The 22,385-nt window shown below is 60.3% G+C and carries 15 protein-coding genes; 12 read left to right on the forward strand and 3 right to left on the reverse strand.

What is annotated here, in order from left to right; translation table 11 throughout:
- Window positions 1-20: 20 nt before the first annotated feature.
- Complete coding sequence (locus ACR2R1_RS05875; protein WP_434113095.1) at window positions 21-1,418, forward strand: ethanolamine ammonia-lyase subunit EutB; 1,398 nt, start codon at window positions 21-23, stop codon at window positions 1,416-1,418.
- Window positions 1,415-2,185 (forward strand): ethanolamine ammonia-lyase subunit EutC, encoded by a 771-nt coding sequence (gene eutC / locus ACR2R1_RS05880; protein WP_434113097.1) that lies wholly within the window; start codon window positions 1,415-1,417, stop codon window positions 2,183-2,185. Before ACR2R1_RS05875 ends, eutC begins: the two co-directional genes overlap by 4 nt.
- Before the next feature lie 685 nt (window positions 2,186-2,870).
- Here eutC and ACR2R1_RS05885 read toward each other — a convergent pair.
- A complete protein-coding gene (locus ACR2R1_RS05885) occupies window positions 2,871-3,143 on the reverse strand; it encodes a hypothetical protein (protein ID WP_086133294.1) in 273 nt (90 codons plus the stop codon).
- A 533-nt stretch (window positions 3,144-3,676) separates the two neighbouring features.
- On the opposite strand from ACR2R1_RS05885, the gene ACR2R1_RS05890 reads away from it, so the two are divergent.
- From ACR2R1_RS05890 to ACR2R1_RS05910, 5 genes are all read left to right on the forward strand, one after another.
- Window positions 3,677-6,703, forward strand: coding sequence for an MASE1 domain-containing protein (locus tag ACR2R1_RS05890; RefSeq protein WP_168183735.1), 3,027 nt, complete (start codon window positions 3,677-3,679; stop codon window positions 6,701-6,703).
- Window positions 6,704-6,925: 222 nt separating this feature from the next.
- Window positions 6,926-7,726 carry a metallophosphoesterase gene (locus ACR2R1_RS05895; protein ID WP_133718589.1) on the forward strand — a complete coding sequence of 267 codons (801 nt, stop codon included), beginning with the start codon at window positions 6,926-6,928 and terminating at the stop codon, window positions 7,724-7,726.
- 8 nt (window positions 7,727-7,734) lie between these two features.
- Window positions 7,735-8,556: a nucleotidyltransferase family protein gene (locus ACR2R1_RS05900; protein ID WP_077731099.1), complete on the forward strand. Its 822-nt coding sequence runs from the start codon at window positions 7,735-7,737 to the stop codon at window positions 8,554-8,556.
- Between the two features lie 129 nt (window positions 8,557-8,685).
- Window positions 8,686-9,924 (forward strand): endonuclease/exonuclease/phosphatase family protein, encoded by a 1,239-nt coding sequence (locus tag ACR2R1_RS05905; RefSeq protein WP_434114211.1) that lies wholly within the window; start codon window positions 8,686-8,688, stop codon window positions 9,922-9,924.
- A 517-nt stretch (window positions 9,925-10,441) separates the two neighbouring features.
- Window positions 10,442-12,067, forward strand: coding sequence for a phospholipase D-like domain-containing protein (locus tag ACR2R1_RS05910; RefSeq protein WP_434113100.1), 1,626 nt, complete (start codon window positions 10,442-10,444; stop codon window positions 12,065-12,067).
- Window positions 12,068-12,110: 43 nt separating this feature from the next.
- On the opposite strand, the gene ACR2R1_RS05915 is transcribed toward ACR2R1_RS05910, so the two are convergent.
- Both ACR2R1_RS05915 and ACR2R1_RS05920 read right to left on the reverse strand, forming a co-directional pair.
- Entirely contained in the window at window positions 12,111-15,188 is a 3,078-nt protein-coding gene (locus ACR2R1_RS05915) for a transglycosylase domain-containing protein (RefSeq protein WP_434113102.1), read from the reverse strand.
- Between the two features lie 933 nt (window positions 15,189-16,121).
- The gene (locus tag ACR2R1_RS05920; protein ID WP_086133289.1) at window positions 16,122-17,546 is read right to left on the reverse strand and encodes a UDP-N-acetylglucosamine-peptide N-acetylglucosaminyltransferase; all 1,425 of its coding nucleotides are present in this window, start codon (window positions 17,544-17,546) and stop codon (window positions 16,122-16,124) included.
- Between the two features lie 739 nt (window positions 17,547-18,285).
- On the opposite strand from ACR2R1_RS05920, the gene ACR2R1_RS05925 reads away from it, so the two are divergent.
- The 5 genes from ACR2R1_RS05925 to ACR2R1_RS05945 all read left to right on the forward strand — a co-directional run bounded on the left by ACR2R1_RS05925 (window position 18,286) and on the right by ACR2R1_RS05945 (window position 21,866).
- Complete coding sequence (locus tag ACR2R1_RS05925) at window positions 18,286-19,539, forward strand: DEAD/DEAH box helicase (protein ID WP_434113104.1); 1,254 nt, start codon at window positions 18,286-18,288, stop codon at window positions 19,537-19,539.
- A gap of 35 nt (window positions 19,540-19,574) precedes the next feature.
- Window positions 19,575-19,880: a hypothetical protein gene (locus ACR2R1_RS05930; protein ID WP_434113106.1), complete on the forward strand. Its 306-nt coding sequence runs from the start codon at window positions 19,575-19,577 to the stop codon at window positions 19,878-19,880.
- A 29-nt stretch (window positions 19,881-19,909) separates the two neighbouring features.
- Window positions 19,910-20,218 carry an RNA recognition motif domain-containing protein gene (locus ACR2R1_RS05935; RefSeq protein WP_434113108.1) on the forward strand — a complete coding sequence of 103 codons (309 nt, stop codon included), beginning with the start codon at window positions 19,910-19,912 and terminating at the stop codon, window positions 20,216-20,218.
- Between the two features lie 739 nt (window positions 20,219-20,957).
- Complete coding sequence (locus tag ACR2R1_RS05940; RefSeq protein WP_434113110.1) at window positions 20,958-21,284, forward strand: hypothetical protein; 327 nt, start codon at window positions 20,958-20,960, stop codon at window positions 21,282-21,284.
- A 132-nt stretch (window positions 21,285-21,416) separates the two neighbouring features.
- Complete coding sequence (locus tag ACR2R1_RS05945) at window positions 21,417-21,866, forward strand: CBS domain-containing protein (RefSeq protein ID WP_077731108.1); 450 nt, start codon at window positions 21,417-21,419, stop codon at window positions 21,864-21,866.
- Window positions 21,867-22,385: the final 519 nt, after the last annotated feature.

A 22,385-nucleotide genomic window follows, 5' to 3' on the forward strand; every position in this document is an offset into this window, starting at 1 on the left:
AGAAGGAAATTGGAACCGCCATGAAATACACCGCAAGCATCCAAGGACGCGGCTATGCCTTCGCCGATCTGAAGACTTTGCTGGCGAAGGCGTCGCCCCTACGCTCGGCGGACGAACTGGCCGGAATTGCGGCCGAGTCGGAGGAGGAGCGTGCCGTCGCGCAACGGCTATTGGCCGAGGTTCCCTTGTGCCGCTTCCTCGAAGAACCGCTGATTCCGCCTGAAGAGGACGAGGTCAGCCGGTTGATCTTCGAGACGCACGATAATGCCGCGTTCGCGCCCATCTCGGCGCTGACGGTCGGCGAGTTTCGAGAATGGCTTCTTTCCGACACCACCGCCGACGAAGCCATCGCGAGGATTCGCACGGGCCTGATGCCGGAAATGGCCGCCGCGGTATCTAAGATCATGCGCAACCAGGATTTGATCGCCGTCGCCAAGCGCTGCACGGTCACCACGCGGTTCCGGAACACCATCGGCCTCTCGGGACGGCTTTCCACGCGATTGCAGCCGAACCATCCGACCGACGACCCGCGCGGCATCGCAGCCAGCATTTTGGATGGGCTGCTCTACGGCAACGGAGATGCCGTTATCGGCATCAATCCCGCGACAGATAGTCCGAAGAACGTCGACACCCTGCTCCGCCTGCTGGACGAGATCATCGTCGAGCACGACATCCCCACCCAGTCCTGCGTGCTCGCCCATGTCACGACGACCATGGACTTGATGCGGCGCGGTTCGCCGGTGGACCTGGTGTTCCAGTCCATCGCCGGGACCGAAGCCGCGAACCGGAGCTTCGGCATCGATCTTTCCCTCCTGCGCGAGGCGCGCGAAATGGCGCTGTCGCTGAAACGCGGCACGCTGGGCGACAATCTGATGTATTTCGAGACGGGCCAAGGCAGCGCCCTGTCTGCGGACGCTCACCACGGCATCGATGCGCAGACCTGCGAGGCGCGGGCCTATGCAGTCGCCCGCGCGTTTTCGCCGCTGTTGGTAAACACCGTGGTGGGCTTCATCGGGCCGGAATATCTGTACGATGGGAAACAGATCATCCGCGCGGGTCTCGAGGATCATTTCTGCGGAAAACTGCTGGGCCTGCCCATGGGCTGCGACGTGTGTTACACCAACCATGCCGAAGCCGACCAAAACGACATGGACAATCTGATCACGCTGCTGGCGGTGGCCGGCTGTACCTATATCATGGGCGTGCCCGGCGCCGACGACGTCATGCTGGCCTATCAGAGCACCTCGTTTCACGACGCCCTTTACCTTCGCAAGGTTTTGGGGCTCCGGCCCGCCCCGGAATTCGAGGAATGGCTCGACCGCATGGGCATTTTCGACGGCCGCAATGCGCTGAGCCTCGGTCCCATGCCCCCTCGCCTGCTCAGTGCGATGGACGCACTGACGGAGGACAGCCCATGACCGATCCCTGGTTCGCCCTCAGGCGTTTCACCCAGGCCCGCATAGGCTTGGGACACGCGGGTCATGCCGTTCCGACCGAAGCCCTGCTCGACTTCCAGCTCGCCCACGCTCAAGCGCGGGATGCCGTGCACTTGCCTTGGGACATCGAGGGGTTCGCCGAAAGCTTGCGCGAAATGGGCCAAGATTGTCTGATTTTGCGAACGCCGATCCGAAGTCGCGCCGAATATCTCCGCCGTCCCGATCGGGGTCGCGTCCTCGATTCCGATTCCCGCACGCGGCTGGATGACATGGACGGCGGCGGTACGGATGTGGCCTTGATCGTCACCAACGGGCTGTCCTCCACCGCCGTCGAACGGCACGGCCTGCCCCTGCTGGAGGCGGTGATCGGTCGATATCGGCCACGGCGCATCCGGGTCGGGCCTATCAGTCTGGTCGAGAACGGCCGGGTGGCCCTGTCGGATGAAATCGGCTTCGCCCTCGGCGCGCGCGTGGCCGTCATTGTGGTCGGCGAACGGCCGGGGCTCAGCGCCGCCGACAGTCTAGGCATCTATTTCGCCTATGCACCGCGGCCCGGCAACAGCGATGCGCAGCGCAACTGCATCTCCAATATCCGACCGCCCGAAGGATTGAGCTACGAAGCCGCCGCCGCGAAACTGCTCTACCTGACCGAGGAAGCCATGCGCCGCCGCATTTCCGGGGTCGCCCTCAAGGACGAGCTGGATACGGTTTTACCGCCGTCTCCCGAGCCGCTGGGCCTAAAAAAATGACGGCGACAGCCTAATTCCATTCGGCATTCGAGTGAGCATTAATGGGTGGGTTAGCCCCCAATGCCGTTAAGTTAAGACGAATGACGTCACCCCGGCAGGGAAGGGTGGCTTCGGTGCTCCAATCGCAAACGGTCATCCCAGGAGCGCTGGGATGACCCTTCCAATCGCAAACGGCCTGGCCGGGAGCGCCGGCCACGCCCTTCCCGAAGACACCGTTTGCGATTGGAATGCCGGGGTCCAGACGCCAAGGACGGCAAAGGCCTCTCACTTCCTTGTGCACTGGATTCATGCCGCACAGTCCCTGTGCGGCACCCTACGGGCGCTTCGCGTGCAAATCGGCCATCCTGCCGATTTGTCCGGCACAAATTTGCCAGGAGCAAATTTGGACGTGCGGAGCACGGTCCGTAGGACGAACCCCAGGGATGGGGTGAGCAATCCCTTCCGGAATGACGGCTTAACTTAATGGCATTGGGGTTAACCCCTAGTCTCCGCTCGGGGCAGGCCCTTCGACAGGCTCAGGACAGGCTCCGCGTAACCCACCGACCCTTCGACTGGGCTCAGGACAGGTCCGAGGTCGCTCGGTGGGTTACGGCCGCGCGGCCTAACCCGCCATCGATGGGTTTCGCTTCGCTCTACCCATCTACAAAATGAATGCCTGATTGAAAGCGATTTGGAGTAAATCGGATCAGGCCAGCATGTTCTTGATCGTCCGCTCGTATTCCGGGAAATAATGGCCGATCACCGGCAGGTCGAAGCGACGCAGGATGCTGGTATTGGGCTCCCGCTCCAGCAAGAAATCGAACGAGCGGCTTACCAGTCGCTCGACCGGCGCTCTTCCGTCCGTCAACCTGGCGGCATATCCCGGATCCACGGTAACCGTGTGCGTCGTCGTGGCCTGCGCCTCCACTGTCACCTCGAAAGTGGATTCGGTAAGCTTCTTTACCGTAATCTTCGCCATATGACCCTCCTGTCCGAGTCTCGATAGTTGTCTATGTTTCCGGAAATTCGACCGAAACCATGCTACCGGCGATGTCGACCGAAAGGCTAGAGCGTTTTTCATCCCGGTGTACGGCTTCGTGTCGGGCAGGAAGAACGTAGGTCGGCAAGGGATTTTGTTGGAAGGGGCGTCCTGGCGCTCCCAGGACGGCCGTTTGCGATTGGAAGGGTCATTCGGGCGCTCCCCGGATGACCGTTTGCGATTGGAAGGGTCGCGACTAAAGCGACCGTTTGCGATTGGAAGGGTCGCGACTAAAGCGACCGTTTGCGATTGGAAGGGGCCGATTAAAGGCCCGTTTGCGATTGGGAAGGGGTTGCCGACCTACTATCGGGCCCTCTGACACCGAATCGGAAAATGCTCTAGCCGGATTCCGGCAAGCAGCGGATTGCGCAAGCCGTAAGGTATCCGTAGGATGAAAGGGACGCGCCCAAACGATCGAGACCTGAGAGAAACCGCCATGGAACTGGTCGAATTGTATGGACACTACTGTAAGTATGCAAAGCGAAAGGTTTTCATCAGGCTGTGAAACATCCCTGCGGTGGCCGTCGTTCCGATCGCTGCTCGGGTTTGCGGTCTGCTTTTTCGGTCTGGCTCTGCTCAGCCACTGGATCTCCCCGAAGCCTTACCACTTTGTCGCGTTTTGGCTGCCTAGCGGGTTTTACCTATCTACGCTCGCTACCCGTCCTCGGACCCTTTGGCCGGCGTTCGTTATGACGGCGCTCGCAGTCAATTTCGGCGTCAATCTATGGGTATTCGACCAGCCTTATGCAATTGCCGCCGCTTTTTCTCTCGGCAACACCATGGAAGCGTTGACGGGCGCATGGCTATTGGGACGCACGGTCGGCATGCCATTACGCCTGGAAACGGTACAGGATGTGGTGGCGCTGACCATACTGGGAGCCTTGCTGAGTGCGACCATAGCCGCCACGGCGGGGACTGCGCCGATCGCTTTGGTCGACCGCGAACCGTTCGCTGCGGCCTGGCTCACATGGTGGACCGGCGACATCGCCGGGATCATGGTGACGGCTCCTCTTTGCCTCGCACTGCCGGCTACCCGCTCGTATTGGCGCAAGCTGCCGCCCGCTAGGCGGATCGAAGCGCTAGCCGCCCTGACGTCGGTCGCGGGACTGACCTTCGCTGTTTTCACCGACCGCATTCCGTTCACCTACGTCATCATGCCACCCCTGCTTTGGATAGGCGTGCGTTTCGGCATCCCCGGCGTTTCGTTCGCGATTCTCGTCCTGGGAATCATCGCCGCGCGATACACGGCACTGGGGCAAGGCGCTTTCGCGGGAGCGCAGTTCGAGATTTCCGTCCAGGCCCTCCTGGTACAGTCTCTGGTCGTGCTGTTCTCGATATCGGTACTTGTACTGGGTGCCCTGGCTAACCAGTGGCGGCAAGCGCTGGCGGCGTTGCAAGAGGCCCGCAATCATCTCGAGAAGGAAGTCGACGAACGCACGGCAACCTTGCGCGACACGCTCCGATTGCAGCAGGCGATTCTGGACGGGGCCAATTACTGCATCGTCTCGGTCAATAGGCAAGGCATCATCCAGACCATCAACAAAGCCGCGGCGAAAGCGCTCGGCTATTCCGCCGAAGAACTCGTCGGCAAGGAGACGCCGGCGATCTTTCATGACCCCGCCGAGCTCGAGGCCCATGCGAAAGCGCTCGCCGATACGCTAGGCCGTCCCGCTACATCGTCCATCAAATTCTTGCCGACGCTGATCGAAGCCTGCGGATCGACCGAAACGGAGTGGAGTCTGATCCGCAAGGACGGCAGCCGGTTTCCGGCCCAAGTCTCGATCTCGGTCATGCGCGACGAAAAGGGAGCGATCACCGGCTATCTCGGCATCGCCAACGACATCACGGTGCGCAAGGAGGCTGAAAAGGCGCTGCAGCGGAGCCAACACGATTTGAACCGCGCCCAGGCGGTCGGCAAGATCGGGAGCTGGCGGCTCAATGTTCAGCGCAACGAATTGCTCTGGTCGGCCGAAAACCATCGGATTTTCGGCATACCCGAGGGTACGCCACTGACTTATCAGACGTTCCTCCGCTGCGTCCATCCGGACGATCGGAAATATGTCGACCGGCAATGGAAGGCGGCACTCCGTGGCACGCCTTACGACATCGAACACCGCATCGTGGTCGGCAAGGACATCCGCTGGGTCCACGAAAAAGCCGAGCTGGAATTCCACCGGGGTGAGGTGCTGAGCGCATTCGGAACCACTCAAGACATCACCGAGCTCAAAAGGGCCGAATTGGCTTTGCGCCGCCATAACGAACGGCAGGCGGAGCTGCTGGCCATCAGCCGTGCGGCGCTGGACAGCCAAACCACCGACGTCGAACTAAGCCGGATGGTCTTCGAGAAAGTACACGCCCTGCTCGATGCCGACGTAGGTTTCAACTACCGGGTTGACGAGAACGGCCGAAGCCTTCGCCTGATCGCTGCGTACGGTATTTCCGAGGCGCTGCTTCCCGCCATGGAGAGGCTAGATCTCGGCGACACCATGTGCGGCACGGTCGCCGCTACGGGCACTCCCCTGATCGCCGATACCGCTCGCATCGAAAACGACCCCAAGAGCATCCTTCTTCGCAACATGGGCTTGCGCGCCTATGCCTGCCACCCGCTCATGGCGGGCGATGGCCGTACGCTCGGGACGCTTTCCTTCGCGAGTACGCGGCGCGAGCATTTCGATCCGGAGGAAATCGAATTCCTGCGGACGCTTTGCCTATTTACCGCCATGGCTTGGGAGCGCGCCCGCGCCATGGCTGCGCTACGCGATGCCGATCGACGGAAAAACGAGTTTCTCGCCATGCTGGCCCACGAGCTCCGCAATCCTCTGGCACCGATACGCAACGCCGCTCAGCTGATTCGAAAACTCGCTGCCGACGAGCCTAGGCTTCAGGGTGCGAGGGAGATCATAGACCGCCAGGTCATTCACCTCTCGCGCCTGGTCGACGACTTGCTGGACGTTTCCCGCATCACCCAGGGCAAGGTGACGCTGAGAAAGGAACCCATACCTCTCAATACCGTCGTCGAGCGAGCGATCGAGGCGACGCGGCCCTTGATCGAATCCCGGCGCCACAGGCTAACGGTCGATGTCGCACCAGCACCCCTCTTGATCGTCGGGGATGCGACCCGCCTGATCCAGGTCGTGGCCAATCTCTTGAACAACGCCGCGAAATACACCGAAGAAGGCGGCTCGATTTCGGTCCGCACCGAGGCCAAGGGAGAGCGGGCACTCATCCGTATCAGAGACACCGGCCTTGGCATCGCTCCCGAGCTATTGCCCCATGTCTTCGAGCTCTTCATCCAGGGCGAGCGCTCTCTCGACCGGAGTCAAGGGGGCCTCGGCATCGGGCTCACTTTGGTTCGGCGTCTGGTCGAACTGCATGGCGGGCGCATAGAGGCTTTCAGTGCCGGTCCAGGCAAGGGCAGCGAGTTCGTCGTCGAGCTACCGCTCGCTTTAGCGCCTGCGTCGGAACAAGCCGCAGCCGCGGCCGATTCGTCGCGGCAGTAGGACTTAGCCAAGTAGGTCGGGAATCCCTTCCCGACAAACGAGTTGGCGTGCAGATCCGTCGGCAAAGGATTGCCGACCTATCGACCTGCGTCGGCGAGTAGCTCGGAAATCCCCTCCCAAATCAGGCGGGCCAAACCTGCTTCGCGCGGGCACTTTTGCCCTGCATCGCTGTCTTTGGTTTATTGACACCGGCTTCCGGCAATCAAGACCTATAACGCAGCGATGCCCTCGAACAGACAAACGGTCCGCATTGCGGCCGTCGGCGATATTCACTACACCCTGTCCTCGCAGGGAATACTTCAAACCATTTGTGCTTATGTTTCCGAGAACGCCGATATTTTGTTGCTTTGCGGCGATATCGTGGACTACGGACGGGCGGAAGAGGCTCGGCTGTTCGTCAAGGAGCTGACCGCCGGCGTAAAGATTCCCATCCTCGGCGTGCTCGGCAATCACGAGTACGAAGCAGGCCAAGTGCACGAGGTGCAGCATATTTTCTCCGATGCCGGAATCGTCCTGCTCGATGGCGACGCTCATGAAGTGCATGGCATCGGCTTCGCCGGTGTCAAAGGCTTCGCCGGCGGTTTCGGCGAGCATGCCCTGCAACCATGGGGCGAAAGCACACTGAAGCGATTCGTGCACGAGACCGTGGAGGAATCACTGAAGCTGGAGTCGGCGCTCGCCAAATTGCGCATGCCGCATCGGATCGCCCTGCTTCACTATGCTCCGGTCAAAGCCACGGTTGTGGGCGAACCCGTCGAAATCTATCCGTTTCTGGGGTCCAGCCGACTCGAGGAACCTTTGAACCGTTACTCGGTAACCGCGGTGTTTCACGGGCACGCCCATCGCGGACACCCCACGGGAAAAACCGGCGGCAATATTCCGGTTTACAACGTCGCCCTGCCGCTTCTGCGGCGCGCCTTTCCGGATCGACCTCCGGTCCGGCTGGTCGAGCTTCCGGTCGAAGGATCTGCGGAGACGGAACATCACTCGTTCAACCACAAACCATACCCCGTACAGGGCTAGCAATATTTATGGACACACCGTTTTCCGCGCCCGATACCAGCCCACCGCCGATCGACCCGACCGGGCGGTCATTCTATTGTCATGGGCTGACGCTTTTAATCGACGCCCGGGTTCCGTTTCTCGTCGGAGGAGCCTACGCACTGGAGTGCTACACCGGAATCTCGCGCCACACCAAGGATCTGGATATCTTCGTGCGGCCCGACGATCGGGATCGCATCATCGAAATTCTTGCAAGCGCGGGCTATCAAGCCGACGTCACGTATCCTCACTGGCTCGCCAAGGCGTACTACGGGGAATACTTCATCGATATCATCTTCAGTTCCGGAAACGGCATTTGCGCCGTCGACGAAGCGTGGTTCGAGCACGCCCCCCGACGGGACATACTGGGCGTGCCGGTATTGCTTTGCCCGATAGAGGAAATCATCTGGTCGAAATCCTTCGTACTGGAGCGGGAGCGTTACGACGGCGCAGACATCGCCCATATCCTCCGTGTCTGTTCCGACCGATTGAATTGGACTAGGCTGATGGACCGCTTCGGCGCCCACTGGCGGGTACTGCTCAGCCATCTCGTTCTTTTCGGCTTCATCTACCCGGCCGAAAGAAGCCGCATTCCCGATTGGGTGATGCAGCGGCTGCTGGCCCTTTTGGCCGACGAGCTTCGCAGCGCACCGCCTTCCGAGCGCCTCTGCCAGGGTACGCTGCTCTCACGGGAACAATATCTGACCGACATCATGCGCTGGGGTTACCAGGACGCCCGCCTGCAACCCAAGGGGCGAATGACCCACGAAAACATTGCCCACTGGACGGCCGCCATCGATGTCAAAGAATAAATCCGCATGATCGACCGAATACCCGGTTCATCGCGGATGTCGAATGCTGCGATCTGGCAGCGCAATCAGTCCATTCTTGCTATCTAACCATACGTGTTCCGACTTCTTCGAATCGCTCTATTGACCGCCGTGTCCGGCGCTTTGACCATGACGACCTTGACCGATTTCTGGGACGGCTATCAGTTGGCCAGCACACTCGGGCGTCCGGACGCACCGTCTTCCTGCACGGTCCCGTCGACCGACTGGGAGCATGCCGCCCCGTTTCCGCAACTGGAAACCCGTAGCGACCTCCCTGAACTCCGGGTCGTCACGTATAACCTCCATTCCGGACTCGGGCCTCGCTGGCGCGTTTTTGCCGACCGCCGGGAGGTCGAACGCAATCTCACCGGCATTGCCGACCGGATCGCGGGAGCATCACCGGAAATGCCCATAGACGTCGTCGCGCTTAACGAAGTGGACTTCGGCTCGCGCCGTAGCGGCTGGATCGATCAAGCCGCATTTCTGGCGGACGAACTCGAGCGTCGCACCGGCCATGCCTACGCGGTGGCACGCGGCGAAACCTGGCGCCGGGATACACCCGGCCTGGAGGTCCGCTTCGGCAACGCCGTACTGTTCCGGCACTCGGCGCTTGCCGTGGATGCCCGGATTCTGGAAAAGACGCAAAAGACGAGTTATGCCTCGGCTTTCCCGGTGAGCGCTCTGGACCGGATCTTGAACGAGCCGCGCGGAGCGCTTCACCTACGCATTCGGTTCTTCGGCCAGCCGGTGGACTTCCTGGTTACCCACCTCGAGGCCTTCAACCCCGCGCGCCGGGAAGCGCAGGCGGCCGATCTCCTGCAGCGGTTCGTCGAGTCCGGCCGGACTTCGATTCTCCTCGGCGACATGAACACGGTTCCGACCGCCCTGACATACCAACGTCCTCACTTCGCCGCCGACCGCACTCACGACGTGTTGACCAGCGGCGACCTCGCGGATGCGCGGGTTGTCGTCGCAGCGCGCGAGGGCGTCAACGATTTTTCGGGTTGGGCAACCTTCCCGGCCCTTGCACCGGTATGGCCTCTGGACGGATCGTTCGCCACACCCGATCTGATACCTCAAGCCGTTCAGGTGATCGGCGCCGACGAATCCGATCACCGCGGACTGTCGGTCACCTACGGCTGGCTGACGCCCGAAGCGAAGTCCGCCTTCATCCGCTGGCACGATGCCGTGCGTCAGCACCAACTGGCACGTCTCGTCGACTGCGACGTCCCGAAGCGCATTCCGGACAAGCACCGCGTTCTCGAATGGCTGAAAACGAACACCGGGTTCGTGAGTATCCTCTCGGGCATCGGCGGAGGATCAAAGGATACTCCTCAGGACGGGGGCTAAGTTGTTGCATCGTCTGCCTTCTCCCCGGTTTGAGGATGTCGAAAAGTTCGCGATCGATGCGGCTCATGCCGGACAATCCCTGTCCGGCACCCTACGGGCGGACTTACCGTGCACCAGTTCGCCGGGAGCGAACTGGAACGTGGGAAGCACGGCCCGAAGGGCGAGTCTCATGGATGAGACGAGTAAATCGGCCTCGTCGCGTTGCGTCTTGCCCTGCCGATTTGTCCCTTCGTGCAGCGCATCCTATTAATCAGGCCCGTAAATACCCTCCTGGTATTTCGGGCCGCCGCCCAGGCCGGTACACGCCCGGCCTGGGCTCACGCGGCTTGTCGCCGCGCCGGGGCATCCCTGCCCCGGATTAACCCGGCCTATATTTATAGGCCGGGTTAATAATATGCTAAACGCCCGTTTGCCATTCGAAGTACGATGGTAGGGCGGGTTAGCGTACCCGCGTAACCCGCCTTTTCGCCGTTTCATTGGAACAACGAGGTATACGCTGCAAAATGCAAGGATGACCATGAATCGATATGGACGCCGAACCCATCGATTCGGCCGCCTCGTTTTAATTGTTCTGGCCGGCGGGATAGCGATCTGGCTGGTCGGTCATCTGCTGCTCGACGTCCAGTTCCCCGATCCGCTCGTTACATCGACGGATGCCGGGCGACCCGACGATGAGGATCGATCAATGCGCGAAATCTTCGAATCCTTGCCCGCCGAGGGCGCCACCGTGTCCCAGGTGACCCTGTTGGACGATAACGTGATGGCCTGGGTCGAACGCTGGCGCCTGTTGGCTAACGCCCGAAAGCGTCTCGACATCAGCTATTTCATTCTGGAACAGGATGTCTTCGGCATCGCTTTTCTCGGCCATCTCGTCCACAAGGCCGGTCAAGGCCTTACGGTCCGGGTGCTGCTCGACGCCATAGGCACCACGATGTCGCGCGACGTCCAGGGGAACGATTACCTCGATACAGTGGTACAGACGGCCAATGTCACCGTAAAGCTGTACCGCCCGCTGCGCTATCGCTTCCAGGATGCCTTTCTCACCCTGAATCCCGCGGCAATCGTTGCCAGCGACCACGACAAGATTCTCCTGGCGGACGGCGTTCACGGCCTGATCGGAGGACGGAACATCGCGACCGAGTATTTTGCCGACCTGAACTTCGATCCCAAGGCGTTTCGCGATGCGGACGCGGTATTGACCGGACGAGAGGCCGGAGCCGTGCTCGAAGCCGTGTTCGAATCGCAATACGACGGCGGAGAGGCTCATGCTGTCACCCGCGAAACAGTGGACTTGCTCGATTCGACCAGTGACTTGCTGCTCGCCTACCAGGCTATGGATTACTGGCTGCGGGGCGAACCCATACCCGAAGCCGTGTCCGCCCGGATTCGCGATCGCCGGTTGCCCTGGATCGACGAGCTTCAGGCTCGTCCCATGCTCCACGGCGCTCTGGCCAGACCGGCCCCTGAATCGGTGCAGGCGCCCGTTCGTTTTCTCGACAGCCGCACTCGCCTGATCAGAACCGACGATCCCATTACAGTCAGCCTTGGCCGGCTGGTGCGCGGCGCCAAGAAATCGATTTTCGTCGCCAACCCGTATTTGGTGCTTTCGGAGCAAGCCGTAAGTGTATTGGAAGATGCGGCTCGGCGCGGCGTAGAAATCACGGTACTCACCAACAGCCCCGTGTCCAGCGATAATCCCCTCAGCCAGGCTTTTTTCCTCGAGCAATGGCCGAAACTCCTGGCGCGGGTTCCGACGCTGCGGCTGTTCGTCGCCGGGGACCGCCACAATCTGCACGGCAAGTTCGCCGTGATCGACGATCAGCTCGGCCTGTTGGGGACTTACAACCTCGACCCCCTCAGCATGGCCCTCAACAGCGAACTGGTTGCCGCCGTATGGTCTGCCCGGTTCGCCGAAAAACTGCTGGAAACAGGACGACAACTTATCGCCGCGGGCCCGCCGACCGCCTACGAATACCGCATCGCGCGCGACGATGAGGGCCGCCCTAGCCGCGACGAAGAAGGACGGATAATCGTCGCTTTCGGACCGAACGATCACCTTGAGCGGGACGACTGGACAGCCGTCCGGCGCTACCGGTGGCTGGTTCGCGGACTGGCGGCCGTGAGCGGACGCTCGTTCTTCTAAAGTGCTGCTCGGAACCGTATAGCCAAAGCCTCGGGGAAACGGTCTATCGCTGTGTCGTCGGCGCCGGCTCGAAGCCTTTGGCGGTGGCGGCAGTGACAGTGTGAGGACGAGACTCCGGCGGCTCGGAATAGGCACGCGCGATCAGCGGCGTCAGCGTTGGCTCGAGGGATTTGAGCACTTGCACCGGCAAGGCGCTCGTGAAGCGATAACGCGCGGCGGCGGGTCCGGTCACGTACGCAGTCACTGTTCCGAAGTGGCGATCACCCAGCATGAAGGCAAATGTCGCCGTACGACTGATGACCTGTGTTGCGATCAGCCGTCCGCCGGGTCCGAAAATCTCGCGTTGATGATCCCCCGTCCCGGTTTTGCCGGCCATGACGAGGGGCGTACCCGTGGGGCCCTTGTACACGCCTTTGACCCGTATCGCAGTGCCGCGCTCGACGACATCGATCAGGGCGCTGCGCGCAGCCGCCGCCACCTCCGGCGACAACACCCGTCGGCCTTGTGCCTGCGTCAGCTGCATGAGTGTCTCGTAAGGCGTATCCGCTGCGAAGTGGAAGGCGTCGAAGCGTACCATCGGGAGGCGCACGCCGTCGTTCAACAGGATGCCCATCAATTCGGCGAGTGCGGCCGGACGGTCTCCCGAGGCGCCGATGGAGCTGGCATAGGAAGGCGTCAGAGCCCCGAACGGGTAACCGAGCCGTTTCCACGCCCGGTGGATTTGGGCAAAAGCCTCGTTCTCCAGCAAGGTGCGAATGCGCTTGTCTTGCGCGTAACGGCGGCTGGTCTTGAATAGCCAGCGATACACCTGTTGACGCTCCTGTGCGCTGGCGCCGACGACCTCGCCAAGGGTGGCGTTCGGATGCTCTACCAGATAGCTCACCAACCAAAGCTCAAGGGGATGGATACGCGCGATATATCCGCGATCCTGCAGGTCGAAGCGCTCCGTGGAGTATTTTTCGTAAAGGTCCGTGATGTCTTCGGCGGATAGGCCTTGGCCCACGTGGTGCGCCTGCAAATAATCCCGAAGAGCGGCAACGTCGCGACGCGGGTAGACCGAGCGATATACGGTGGCCAGCCGTTTGGGAACGGGGTGCACGCTCCCGGTTAGGATATCCAGGGCTTCCTGAGGGGTTTTGTTCCGGTACTTGGCATAAAAGCGGCGCAGATACGCTTTCCCTTCCTGGTCCGCGAAGCGCTCCAGATACTGCTGCCGCTTTTCGCTGTCCTTCGCGTCCATCCAGCGTGCCACGCCATCGGGCTTATACAGGTGGTAGTAGACCACGTCGCGCATGAGCCGGATGAAGACCAAGTTCACCGATTCCTGCAGTGCCACGCGCAGGGACATAATCTTGGAATTATCGTCCTTATTGAAATTGGCGAAAGTGTGTAGCCCGCCGCCGGTAAAAAAAGCCTCTCCCGGGCTGGCCGAGTAGCGGCGCTCCAGCGCCGCCTCGAGCATGGCTGATAACCCGATCTTGCGGTTCGCAAGAAGCTGATCGACAACCCACCGCGACAGATGATCGCGCGGGTGAATCTCGGCCCGGCGCAGGGTCTCGCTCGGTTGGCCGGCATACTGGTCATAAAGTTCCGCGATGATTTCCAGGTAATGCACCAGGGTGCGCAGCTTGGCGGTCGAACCGAGGTCCAGCCGGATGCCCTCGTTCACATCGAGCGGCTGCTCGTTGTTGTCGGCCTGCACCCGCAACAGGTTTCCTTGGCTGCTGCGCTCGTACAGAACGAAGCTGTAAACGATCTCGCCAAAATCACTGTCGGTGCTGAGGAGCCGAAAACCCAAAACCCCTGCGGCACGCGCCTGCTCGGGCTCGCGCAATCTGCGCAAAGCCTGGGCTACCGCCTGCTGAATGTCGTAATCGATGGTCGAGCGGGCGGTCAGATCGAGCCGGTCAAGGTCGTAGATCCGGCTCACACCCAAGGCGGTGGCAAGCCGGGCGCGCAATACGCTTTCGGTCTTCCGATCGATGAGGGGTGCCGCGGGCGTCAGATTGGCCTGGACGCTCGTAGCGCCTGACACGCTCAGCGCGGCATCGCGCAGCGCCGTTGGGATGACCCCCTGCGCGGCCAGCACGCGCAGATGGCTGTCGGCCAGGTTCTCCAGGTCGGCACGCCCTGCCAGGAGATAATACGCGGGGCGACGTTGCGCCAGCAGGAGGCACAACACCTGGCGATAGGCCAGCGCCTGTTCCGCGGTGATCCCCTCGCCGGTGGACAGGTTCGCGGCGCCGAGTAACTGGTTCACCGCAGCAAAATCCGATCCGAACCATGCCTGCAAACCATCGCCGAGTCCGTGCACTTCGCCGGAATCCGGTACGGCGGCGAGCGGCATGGAATTCAGGTAGGCCTGAACGATGCCGCGCCGTGCCTTCCGGGTGTCGGGGCCTAAGAGGTAAGCGCGCAGCGAGGCGCTGCTCATCTGCCGCAGCTTTTCCATGGGGTTGTCCGTACGGCCGCCGGGGGAATGGCGGTATTTCTCCATCTGGGTGGCGAGTGTGCTGCCGCCGGCCACGTTGATGTCGGCTCCGAGCTTGCGTGCGATCAGCTCCATGGTCGCCCGCGCGAAGCGGTCCCACTCGATCGCAGGATTGAGGTGCGGATAACGGTCATCGAGCAATTCCCGGTTCTCGATGAAGAGTAAGGTTTTGATCACCAATGGCGGTATGGCGTCGAAATCGGGATAAATTCGGGTGGGGTAGGTTTTACTGAACAGGACTTCGCTATCGCGATCGAAGATAGTGAGACCGGCCTGGATCTTCTCGAAATAGGTGGCATAAAAGCCCTTGTCGACCACACGCAGCAATTCCGGCGAAAACCGTGCCTGCGCGGTTATGGAGAAGCCGAGGTTCCGGAGACGCTGCTGAAAGCTCGGAAGGGCCGTGTACCCGAGCCGTTCATCGTAGGGCCCGGCGCTCGGATAGCGGATGGCGGCGCTACCTCCCGGCTCCACCTGGAAGCGCAGATGCTCGTCGATCGAAGAGAAATAGCGTGATTGGAAATCCGATGTCTTGATTTCCTGGAAGATGTAAATGGCAGTGAGCGCCAGCAATGCCCCGGCCGTGCTCCAAACGGTGATCCTGAACAGCGCGCCGCTGCGTTGGCTCATATAAGCTAAAGGTCCTCCCGCCCGCCAAGAATTTATCAATCAGGCCCGTACATACCCTCCTGGTATTTACGGGCCGCCGCCAAGGCCGGTACAGGCCCGACCTTGGCTCACGCGGCTTGTCGCCGCGCTAAGGAAACCCTGCCCCGAATTAACCAAAATAATAGCCCCAAACAGGGCGCCGCGAATATCGTGCGTGCGCCGCGATTGCAAGACAAGTTTCCATTCGATGCCAATGGGGTCCGCGGTAGATTCTACGGGAGTGCGACGTTTCATGTCCTGGGCTCAGATTGGCCGACTCCAGCCAGTCTACAACCCACCGGTTGCGTGCAATCCGCCGATTCAGCCGACAAAGTCTTTGCGCATCATTGCCGATCCGAGCAGGACATAGCGCGGGATATCCAAAAGGGTGTCAAATCGACGTGTCCCATGTACCGCCGCATGAAGCGAAAATCGGAAAGCCTCGTGAATCAGCCCCCTCGGACAGTCTGCGACTGTCTCCGAGCTTATTTTGTCGCTTCAGAAAAGAATCCGAAAGCCGGAAAATCGACGTTTTCGCGTACCCGGCGGAAAGCATTGAAGAGGGACGGCGGAGGCATCGGGCTTTGGTTATTTGCTTTAGTTTTCCTTAAGCGAAAGACCGACGCCTATCGACACGAAAGGACCGCAAGGCAAACGATAAAAGCCTGATCCGTTTCACGCCGCCCCGTTTCAGATGCCGAAACCTCCTAACAACCGGAATCCTTGCACTTCCGGCAACACTCGACGATGGTCCAGGCACCGCTTGCGGACCGCCGACGCAAGAATAGGTAGTCGGATGACAAAACCATTTGCTTGCACAAAGGACATCGGTACTTGGAAGACTGAAGATAGGTTTTCTCTTGCTTTTTCATGAACATACTTCTTGAGAAATTTAAGTGGAATATTGCGTGAGCTTCACGCCCTTTCGCATTCCGACGGCGTCGTCTCTCCGTGAGGCCGGAATGACCAGCCATGCCAATCGGTTGTCTCCCCTATGAGCGCCGGCGTCTCGCCATCGCGATACCGCTGCCACATCGCTTCGAACAAGCCTTCCAGATGGCCCGTATAAGCCCGGATATCGAACAGCGGCGCGCTAAGCCGATTCGCGGCAAGTTTGTGTTTGATTCGGGATAGATGCTCCGGGCGGGTAGCCAGATCGAACGCCAGGTCGTAGTAACTTTCGAGATCGTCGGCGATCAGCTCGGGCAAACCGATCGCGTGCAAGAGACTCCCCGCCACCCGCGAAGGAAAGGTTTCGCCCGCGCAGGTCACCAGGGGTACGCCGGCCCACAGTGCGTCGCTGGCCGTCGTGTGCGCATTGTAGGGCAGCGTGTCCAGCACCAGGTCAGCGAGCCCCAGGCGGCCCAGGTGTTCGACCTGCGGCTTGTCATCCGCAAAAACGAGCCTATCCGGCGAGATCCCGCGTTGATAGGCTTCATTTCTGAGATTGCCTTCCGCCAGTGTGCTCTTAAGCAGCCAGAGCACGCTTCCGGGCACGTCGGCAAGCAGCCTGCACCAGATGTCGAAAACGTCCGGCGTTATTTTGTAAGCCTGGTTGAAACAGCAAAACACGAATCCCTGTTCTGCCAATCCGGCCTCGGCGCGCGTGGGCCGAACCCCTATCGGGCTTTGGCGGCCGTGAGGCTGATAGGTGTTGGGCAGGTACGCGAAGGCTTCGCTGTAGTCGTCCGCGCTGCCGGGCGGCGTCAGAAACGGATCGGTGATGATGTAGTCGCAGAATTCGCCGCCCAAGGTTCCGGGATACCCCAGGTAATTCACCTGGATGGGCGCCGGGCGGAAGGTAAGAATGGCGGTGCGGGTAGCCTGGGTATAGCCCTTGAGATCGATGAGAATGTCCACTTCGTCCTGATGAATCGCCTGGGCGGCCTCGGACGTGGACAAAGTCTGGATGTCGACGAATCGGTCGAAGCTTTTCTTGAGGCGCTCCCGCATGCCCTTGCCGTCGTCCGGGCCGTATGAATAGGCGAATACCTCGAAGCGCTCCCGGTCGTGGGATTCGAGCAACTCCACCAGCAGCAGCGACGTGGCATGCTCGTGAAAATCGCAGGACAGGTACCCCAAACGTATTTTCGGCCTCGCCGCCGAGCGGAACGTAAACGCCAGATCGGCCCGCTCCGCAGCGGACGCCTCGATGCGCGTCTTCATCCAGAGATCGGCACACGCGCGCTGCTCGCCCGCGCTCATGCCGGGCAGGGACAGCAAGTGAAACGGCGAAATCATCCCTGTCTCGCTTTTCGCGAGGATGGCTCGTATCTTTCCGCGCCATTCGTCGAGACGCTCCCACTCGCACATGCGTCGGCTCAAGTCGTAGAACTTCATGGGGTTTTCACTCTGGAACCGGCGCCGATACCCGCCGAAAGATACATCGGTCTTGCGCTGAGCTCCTTATTTAAGCGGACAGGGACCCTTGCGGCCATCGGTGCGTCTTGAAATCAAGCTCACACGCGGCTCCGTAGACGTTTTGATTTGGGAATCCCTCCGGCACTCCGGGCAGGAATAAGTTTGTGTGTCCTGAAGGGCCTTGGAGGAATATGAATAGGATATTCGCCACGTGATTTCCACACGGAACACGCAGCCGCAAAACCCGCAGGTTTGTTGGAAGTTGCTGGCCGTGAGAGAAGAATCGCAGGGTGTTGAACTCGTGGATAGCATCTCGACCTCTGAAGTTTGGTTCGCCATCAGCCTGCCCGAGGAGGCTTGCCCAAGGCATTCCGAATGATCCCTAGCATTCCTGTACGAATTGTCCTTGGTCTTAGAACAGTGCGCTTTCGGCGGAGAAATGTCCAGAAGACGGGCGAAATAAATTTAATTAGGTTATTCCGAAGAATGCGCGTATCCTGACGCTAGTTTGTCGCGGCTGAAGACCGGTCTTCGCCACGAGGATACGGAATTTCCCACTCAGTCCATGCCGCGAGGCACCTGTTAATCCCGCCTCCTCCTGCAAACCGCACGCGGTGCGTCCGTTTCGGACGACCCTGTGGTCACCTCAACCCAATCGCTCACGCTCAACCGGTGCCGTGCGTTTCACGCGGCAGGCCAGAGCCAGGAAAAAAAGATAATGGCTTTTACTTCTCTGGGGCTTTCCAAGGCCCTTTTGCGCGCCGTGGCCGAACAAGGCTATGCGGCCCCCACGCCTATTCAAGCCCAGGCGATTCCCGCCGTACTCGACGGCCGGGACTTGCTCGCCGCGGCCCAAACCGGAACCGGCAAGACTGCCGCCTTCACCCTGCCTTTGCTGCAGCGTTTGACGGAAAGCAGCGGAACCCATCATCGACCGGACCGCTCCCCTAGAGCGCTGGTTCTGGTGCCTACCCGCGAATTGGCCGCGCAGGTCAGCGAAAGCGTGCGCATCTATGGCCGATACACCGGGATCCGGACGGCGGTAATTTTCGGCGGCGTAGGGTTTCAGCCGCAGGTGGCCGCTCTGCGCCGGGGCGTCGATCTTCTGATCGCTACCCCCGGACGTCTGCTGGACCTCATAGCTCAGCAACACGCAAACCTCGCCGGAATCGAGTATCTCGTGCTGGACGAGGCCGACCGCATGCTCGACATGGGGTTCATCCATGACATCAGGCGTATCCTGGGATTACTGCCGAAAGTCCGCCAGAACCTCTTGTTTTCCGCAACTTTCTCCGATGACATCCGCACGCTTGCGGCGAGGCTCCTGCATCAGCCTCTGAGCATCGAGGTGGCACCGCGCAATGCGCCGGCCGAGATGGTCAGTCAGTCGATCTATCACGTGCCGAAGACGGGAAAGCAGGTATTGCTCGCTCATCTTCTCACCAGCGGGCGCTGGGGTCAGACCCTGGTCTTCACTCGAACCAAGCACGGCGCCAACAAGTTGGCGGAGCAGCTCGACCGGGATGGTTTTCGCGTCGCGGTGATTCACGGCAACAAGAGCCAGTCCGCGAGGACCCAGGCCCTGGCCGATTTCAAGGCGGACCGCGTGCAGATTCTGGTGGCCACCGACATCGCGGCCCGCGGCCTGGATATTCAGCAGCTTCCCCATGTGGTCAACTACGAACTCCCGCACGTTCCCGAGGATTACGTGCACCGCATTGGCCGCACCGGCCGTGCGGGCGCGGACGGCGCCGCGGTTTCGCTCGTATGCAGGGATGAGGCTCCGCAGTTGCGGGACATCGAGCGCCTGCTCGGTCGGCGATTGCCCGCCCACCCGGTACCGGAAGAAATCCAGTCGACCATGACGACAGAGCCGGCGGTTCCGCGCACGCCGCCGAAGCCCATGCCGCGTCCCAATGCCCGCGCGAATACGCGCCATCGCACTGCAAACCCGCCTCGCCGCGCGCTTTGATACCTCGCTGAGCGCTACCGAGAGGAGACCGATTAATGCAGGGAATCTATGCCGGCGATTCGCCGTCCGAGTTCACCGAAAACGAATTCACCGGTTTATTCGGCCAGCACCGCCGAGTGCGGGCTATGGAACTGGCAAGGGGCACTTCCGGCGGCCGCTGCCCCGGTTTCGGCCTCGTTGAAATCAAGGGCCGCGAGGCCCGCGCCGCGATCAGTGTCCTGAAAAGGTACGCCCAGCGCGGCAACTGTCTTCGTATCAGCGAAGAGCGTCCCCGTGGGCGAAGCGGCGGCAAAAGGCGTCGTTTAACGGCTGATCGACCGGATCGGCAGCCATCCTTTTGATTTTTTATTTTTCCTTTTAGGAGTTTTTTATGAGCAAGAAATTGTACGTCGGCAATCTGAGCTACACCGTGAGCAGCCGCGATCTCGAAGAGATGTTCGCCACGCACGGCGCGGTAGACTCCGCGAATGTCATCATGGACCGCGACACCGGCCGCTCCAAAGGCTTCGGATTCGTTGAAATGAGCAACGACCAAGAGGCTCAGGCCGCCATTTCCGCCCTGAACGGCAAAGATGTCGACGGGCGCAGTCTGACCGTCAACGAAGCGCGTCCGCGAGAGGAAAGATCCGGTGGCTTTGGCGGTGGTCGCGGTGGTTTCGGGGGTGGACGCCGGTACTAAAAACCGCTTCGGCCTGGAAGCCGGCCGTTGTCCCGGCCGACAAAGATCAACGCATAAAAAAGGCCGATCTGCGCCATCGCGCCGACGGCCTTTTTTGCCATCGAAATATAAAAACCTTAACCCTTCGCTTTTCCGCTAGCCGGGTCAGTTGCCAGTCGTAACATGAATGAGCGGGATGTCGGCCTATCCCTTCCTGGGGGGCGACGCGACATCCCTATTTCTGTGCTCGAATGCCGCTTCCTTACCGCCCTTTCGAGTGCGATTTATTTAAGCGCCCAGCTTCGGCCGAAAAAAATACGTGCGAGCTCTTACGTAGATCTCCTCTAATGGCGGTGGTCAAACGGAGATTTCGTGACTGATGTCAAATTCATTTCAAATTGAAAGTGTTACTGTTGGTTCACGCCTAGATCGACAGTGACGGTTGACCATCCGGTGCAGCCCCCATGGCGCGGTCGCTATCCCGAATATGCCGGCGTGGGAACCTTCCTCACACAAGTGTTCTTCGGCGGAAAGTCGGAGCCCCGCAGAGGTTAAGGAAGCTCTGATTAAGTCCTTCGACAGGCCTGTCCTGAGCCAAGTCGAAGGGCATGAACGGAATCCACTTGTTCAGAGCTTCCTTAACTTTTCCTAGCCCCTCCGACCAGAGTGGGTCTCCTTCTAGCCGAAATTCCGAATATCGACGGCACCGAGAGACTAGGTGCCAGTTTTTTAAATGAGATCTTGAAATCAGAGGGAAACGATGGCGACCAGAAAATATCGCCTGTGCCACCATCCGGAATTGATTCAACGCTTATTGGATGCAGCCGACATGATCTACCTCGATCCCCAGGGAAACCGCGCCAGACTTAACCGTCTCCTAGGTCTCGTCGAAAGATTGCAGGGTAGAAATCCGCTGATCACGCCCCCTCGTCATTATCATTTCGGCTCCGCTTCCCGTTCCAGGTCTGCTCCGTTCAACCCACCGATGAATGCCGAATGCTCGAACGGCGCCGAACCGTCCTCGCCCGAGCAATTGGAAGAGGCCGTCGGGCGCCGGAGACGCGCCTCAAGACCCTTTCACTCGTGAGGAGCCGATCGTTCCCAAACTGCCGACGCGTGCCGAACCTTCGTCGGCTCGCCCTGTCCCACTGTTACGGACCGCAAGCAGGCGGTTCTTGATCGTCAGCATGATGAAAATCCGAGAACGGAGGGAAACCCCATGGAAGTAAGAGAAATCATGACCCCCAACCCAGTCTGCTGTACCCCGGACACCCATTTGGAAGCTATCGCACGACTGATGGTACGGCACGACTGCGGCGAGATACCGGTCGTCGAGAACGAGGAATCGATGCGGCTGGTCGGCGTCGTCACCGATCGCGATATCGTCTGCCGCAGCTTGGCTCAGGGCAAGAATCCAATGGACATGACCGCACGGGAATGCATGTCCACCCCGTGCGTCACGGTTACACCCGAAACTTCGCTGGAAGACTGCTGCAAGGTGATGGAAGAACATCGAATCCGGCGTGTGCCGGTAGCCGATCGAAGCGGGCGCTGCTGCGGAATGGTTTCCCAGGCGGATATCGCCCGGCGTGCCCCGACCCAGCAGACGGCGGAAGTGCTCAAGGAAGTCTCTCAGCCAAAATCTACCGCGGAACCTGCCATGGCTTAGGGCTTGCCGCCAGGCAGCAAGCCCTGATGGCAATGGATCAATTCATTCTCCAGCATACCCCGGAAGCGTTAAATGGGACGGCATCATCTCCGCCGTTCGCTTTTCGGCTTATGGCGAAGTGAAAACCAAACTGCTCCAGCACCATTCGATTGGCGTTGACGCATACGGGTATATACCTTCACAAACGTTGCGGACGGGATGATTATCCCGTCCCGACGAGTGAGTATGTGGAAATCCATAGCGCAAGAATCGGATGTTATCGAATCGCATGGCGGTTTGAATTAGAACCTTCAAGGTGCAGTAGGTCGGCAATCCTTTCCCAATCGCAAACGGTCGCTTTTTGTCGCGACCCTTCCGAGAACGCCCCTCACCGATCCCGTGTGTCGGCAAAGGATTGCCGACCTACGAATTTTCTCAATCGTCACCCCTAAACCGCGGTGAAAAACGCTCTAGCTCGAGATAACGGATTTGTTCCTGTCCTAAAGATAAGCAATGCAACGACCTTTGCCGCCGCGGGTT

The sequence above is a fragment of the Methylocaldum sp. GT1TLB genome, from assembly GCF_051027445.1.
Taxonomy (GTDB): Bacteria; Pseudomonadota; Gammaproteobacteria; order Methylococcales; family Methylococcaceae; genus Methylocaldum.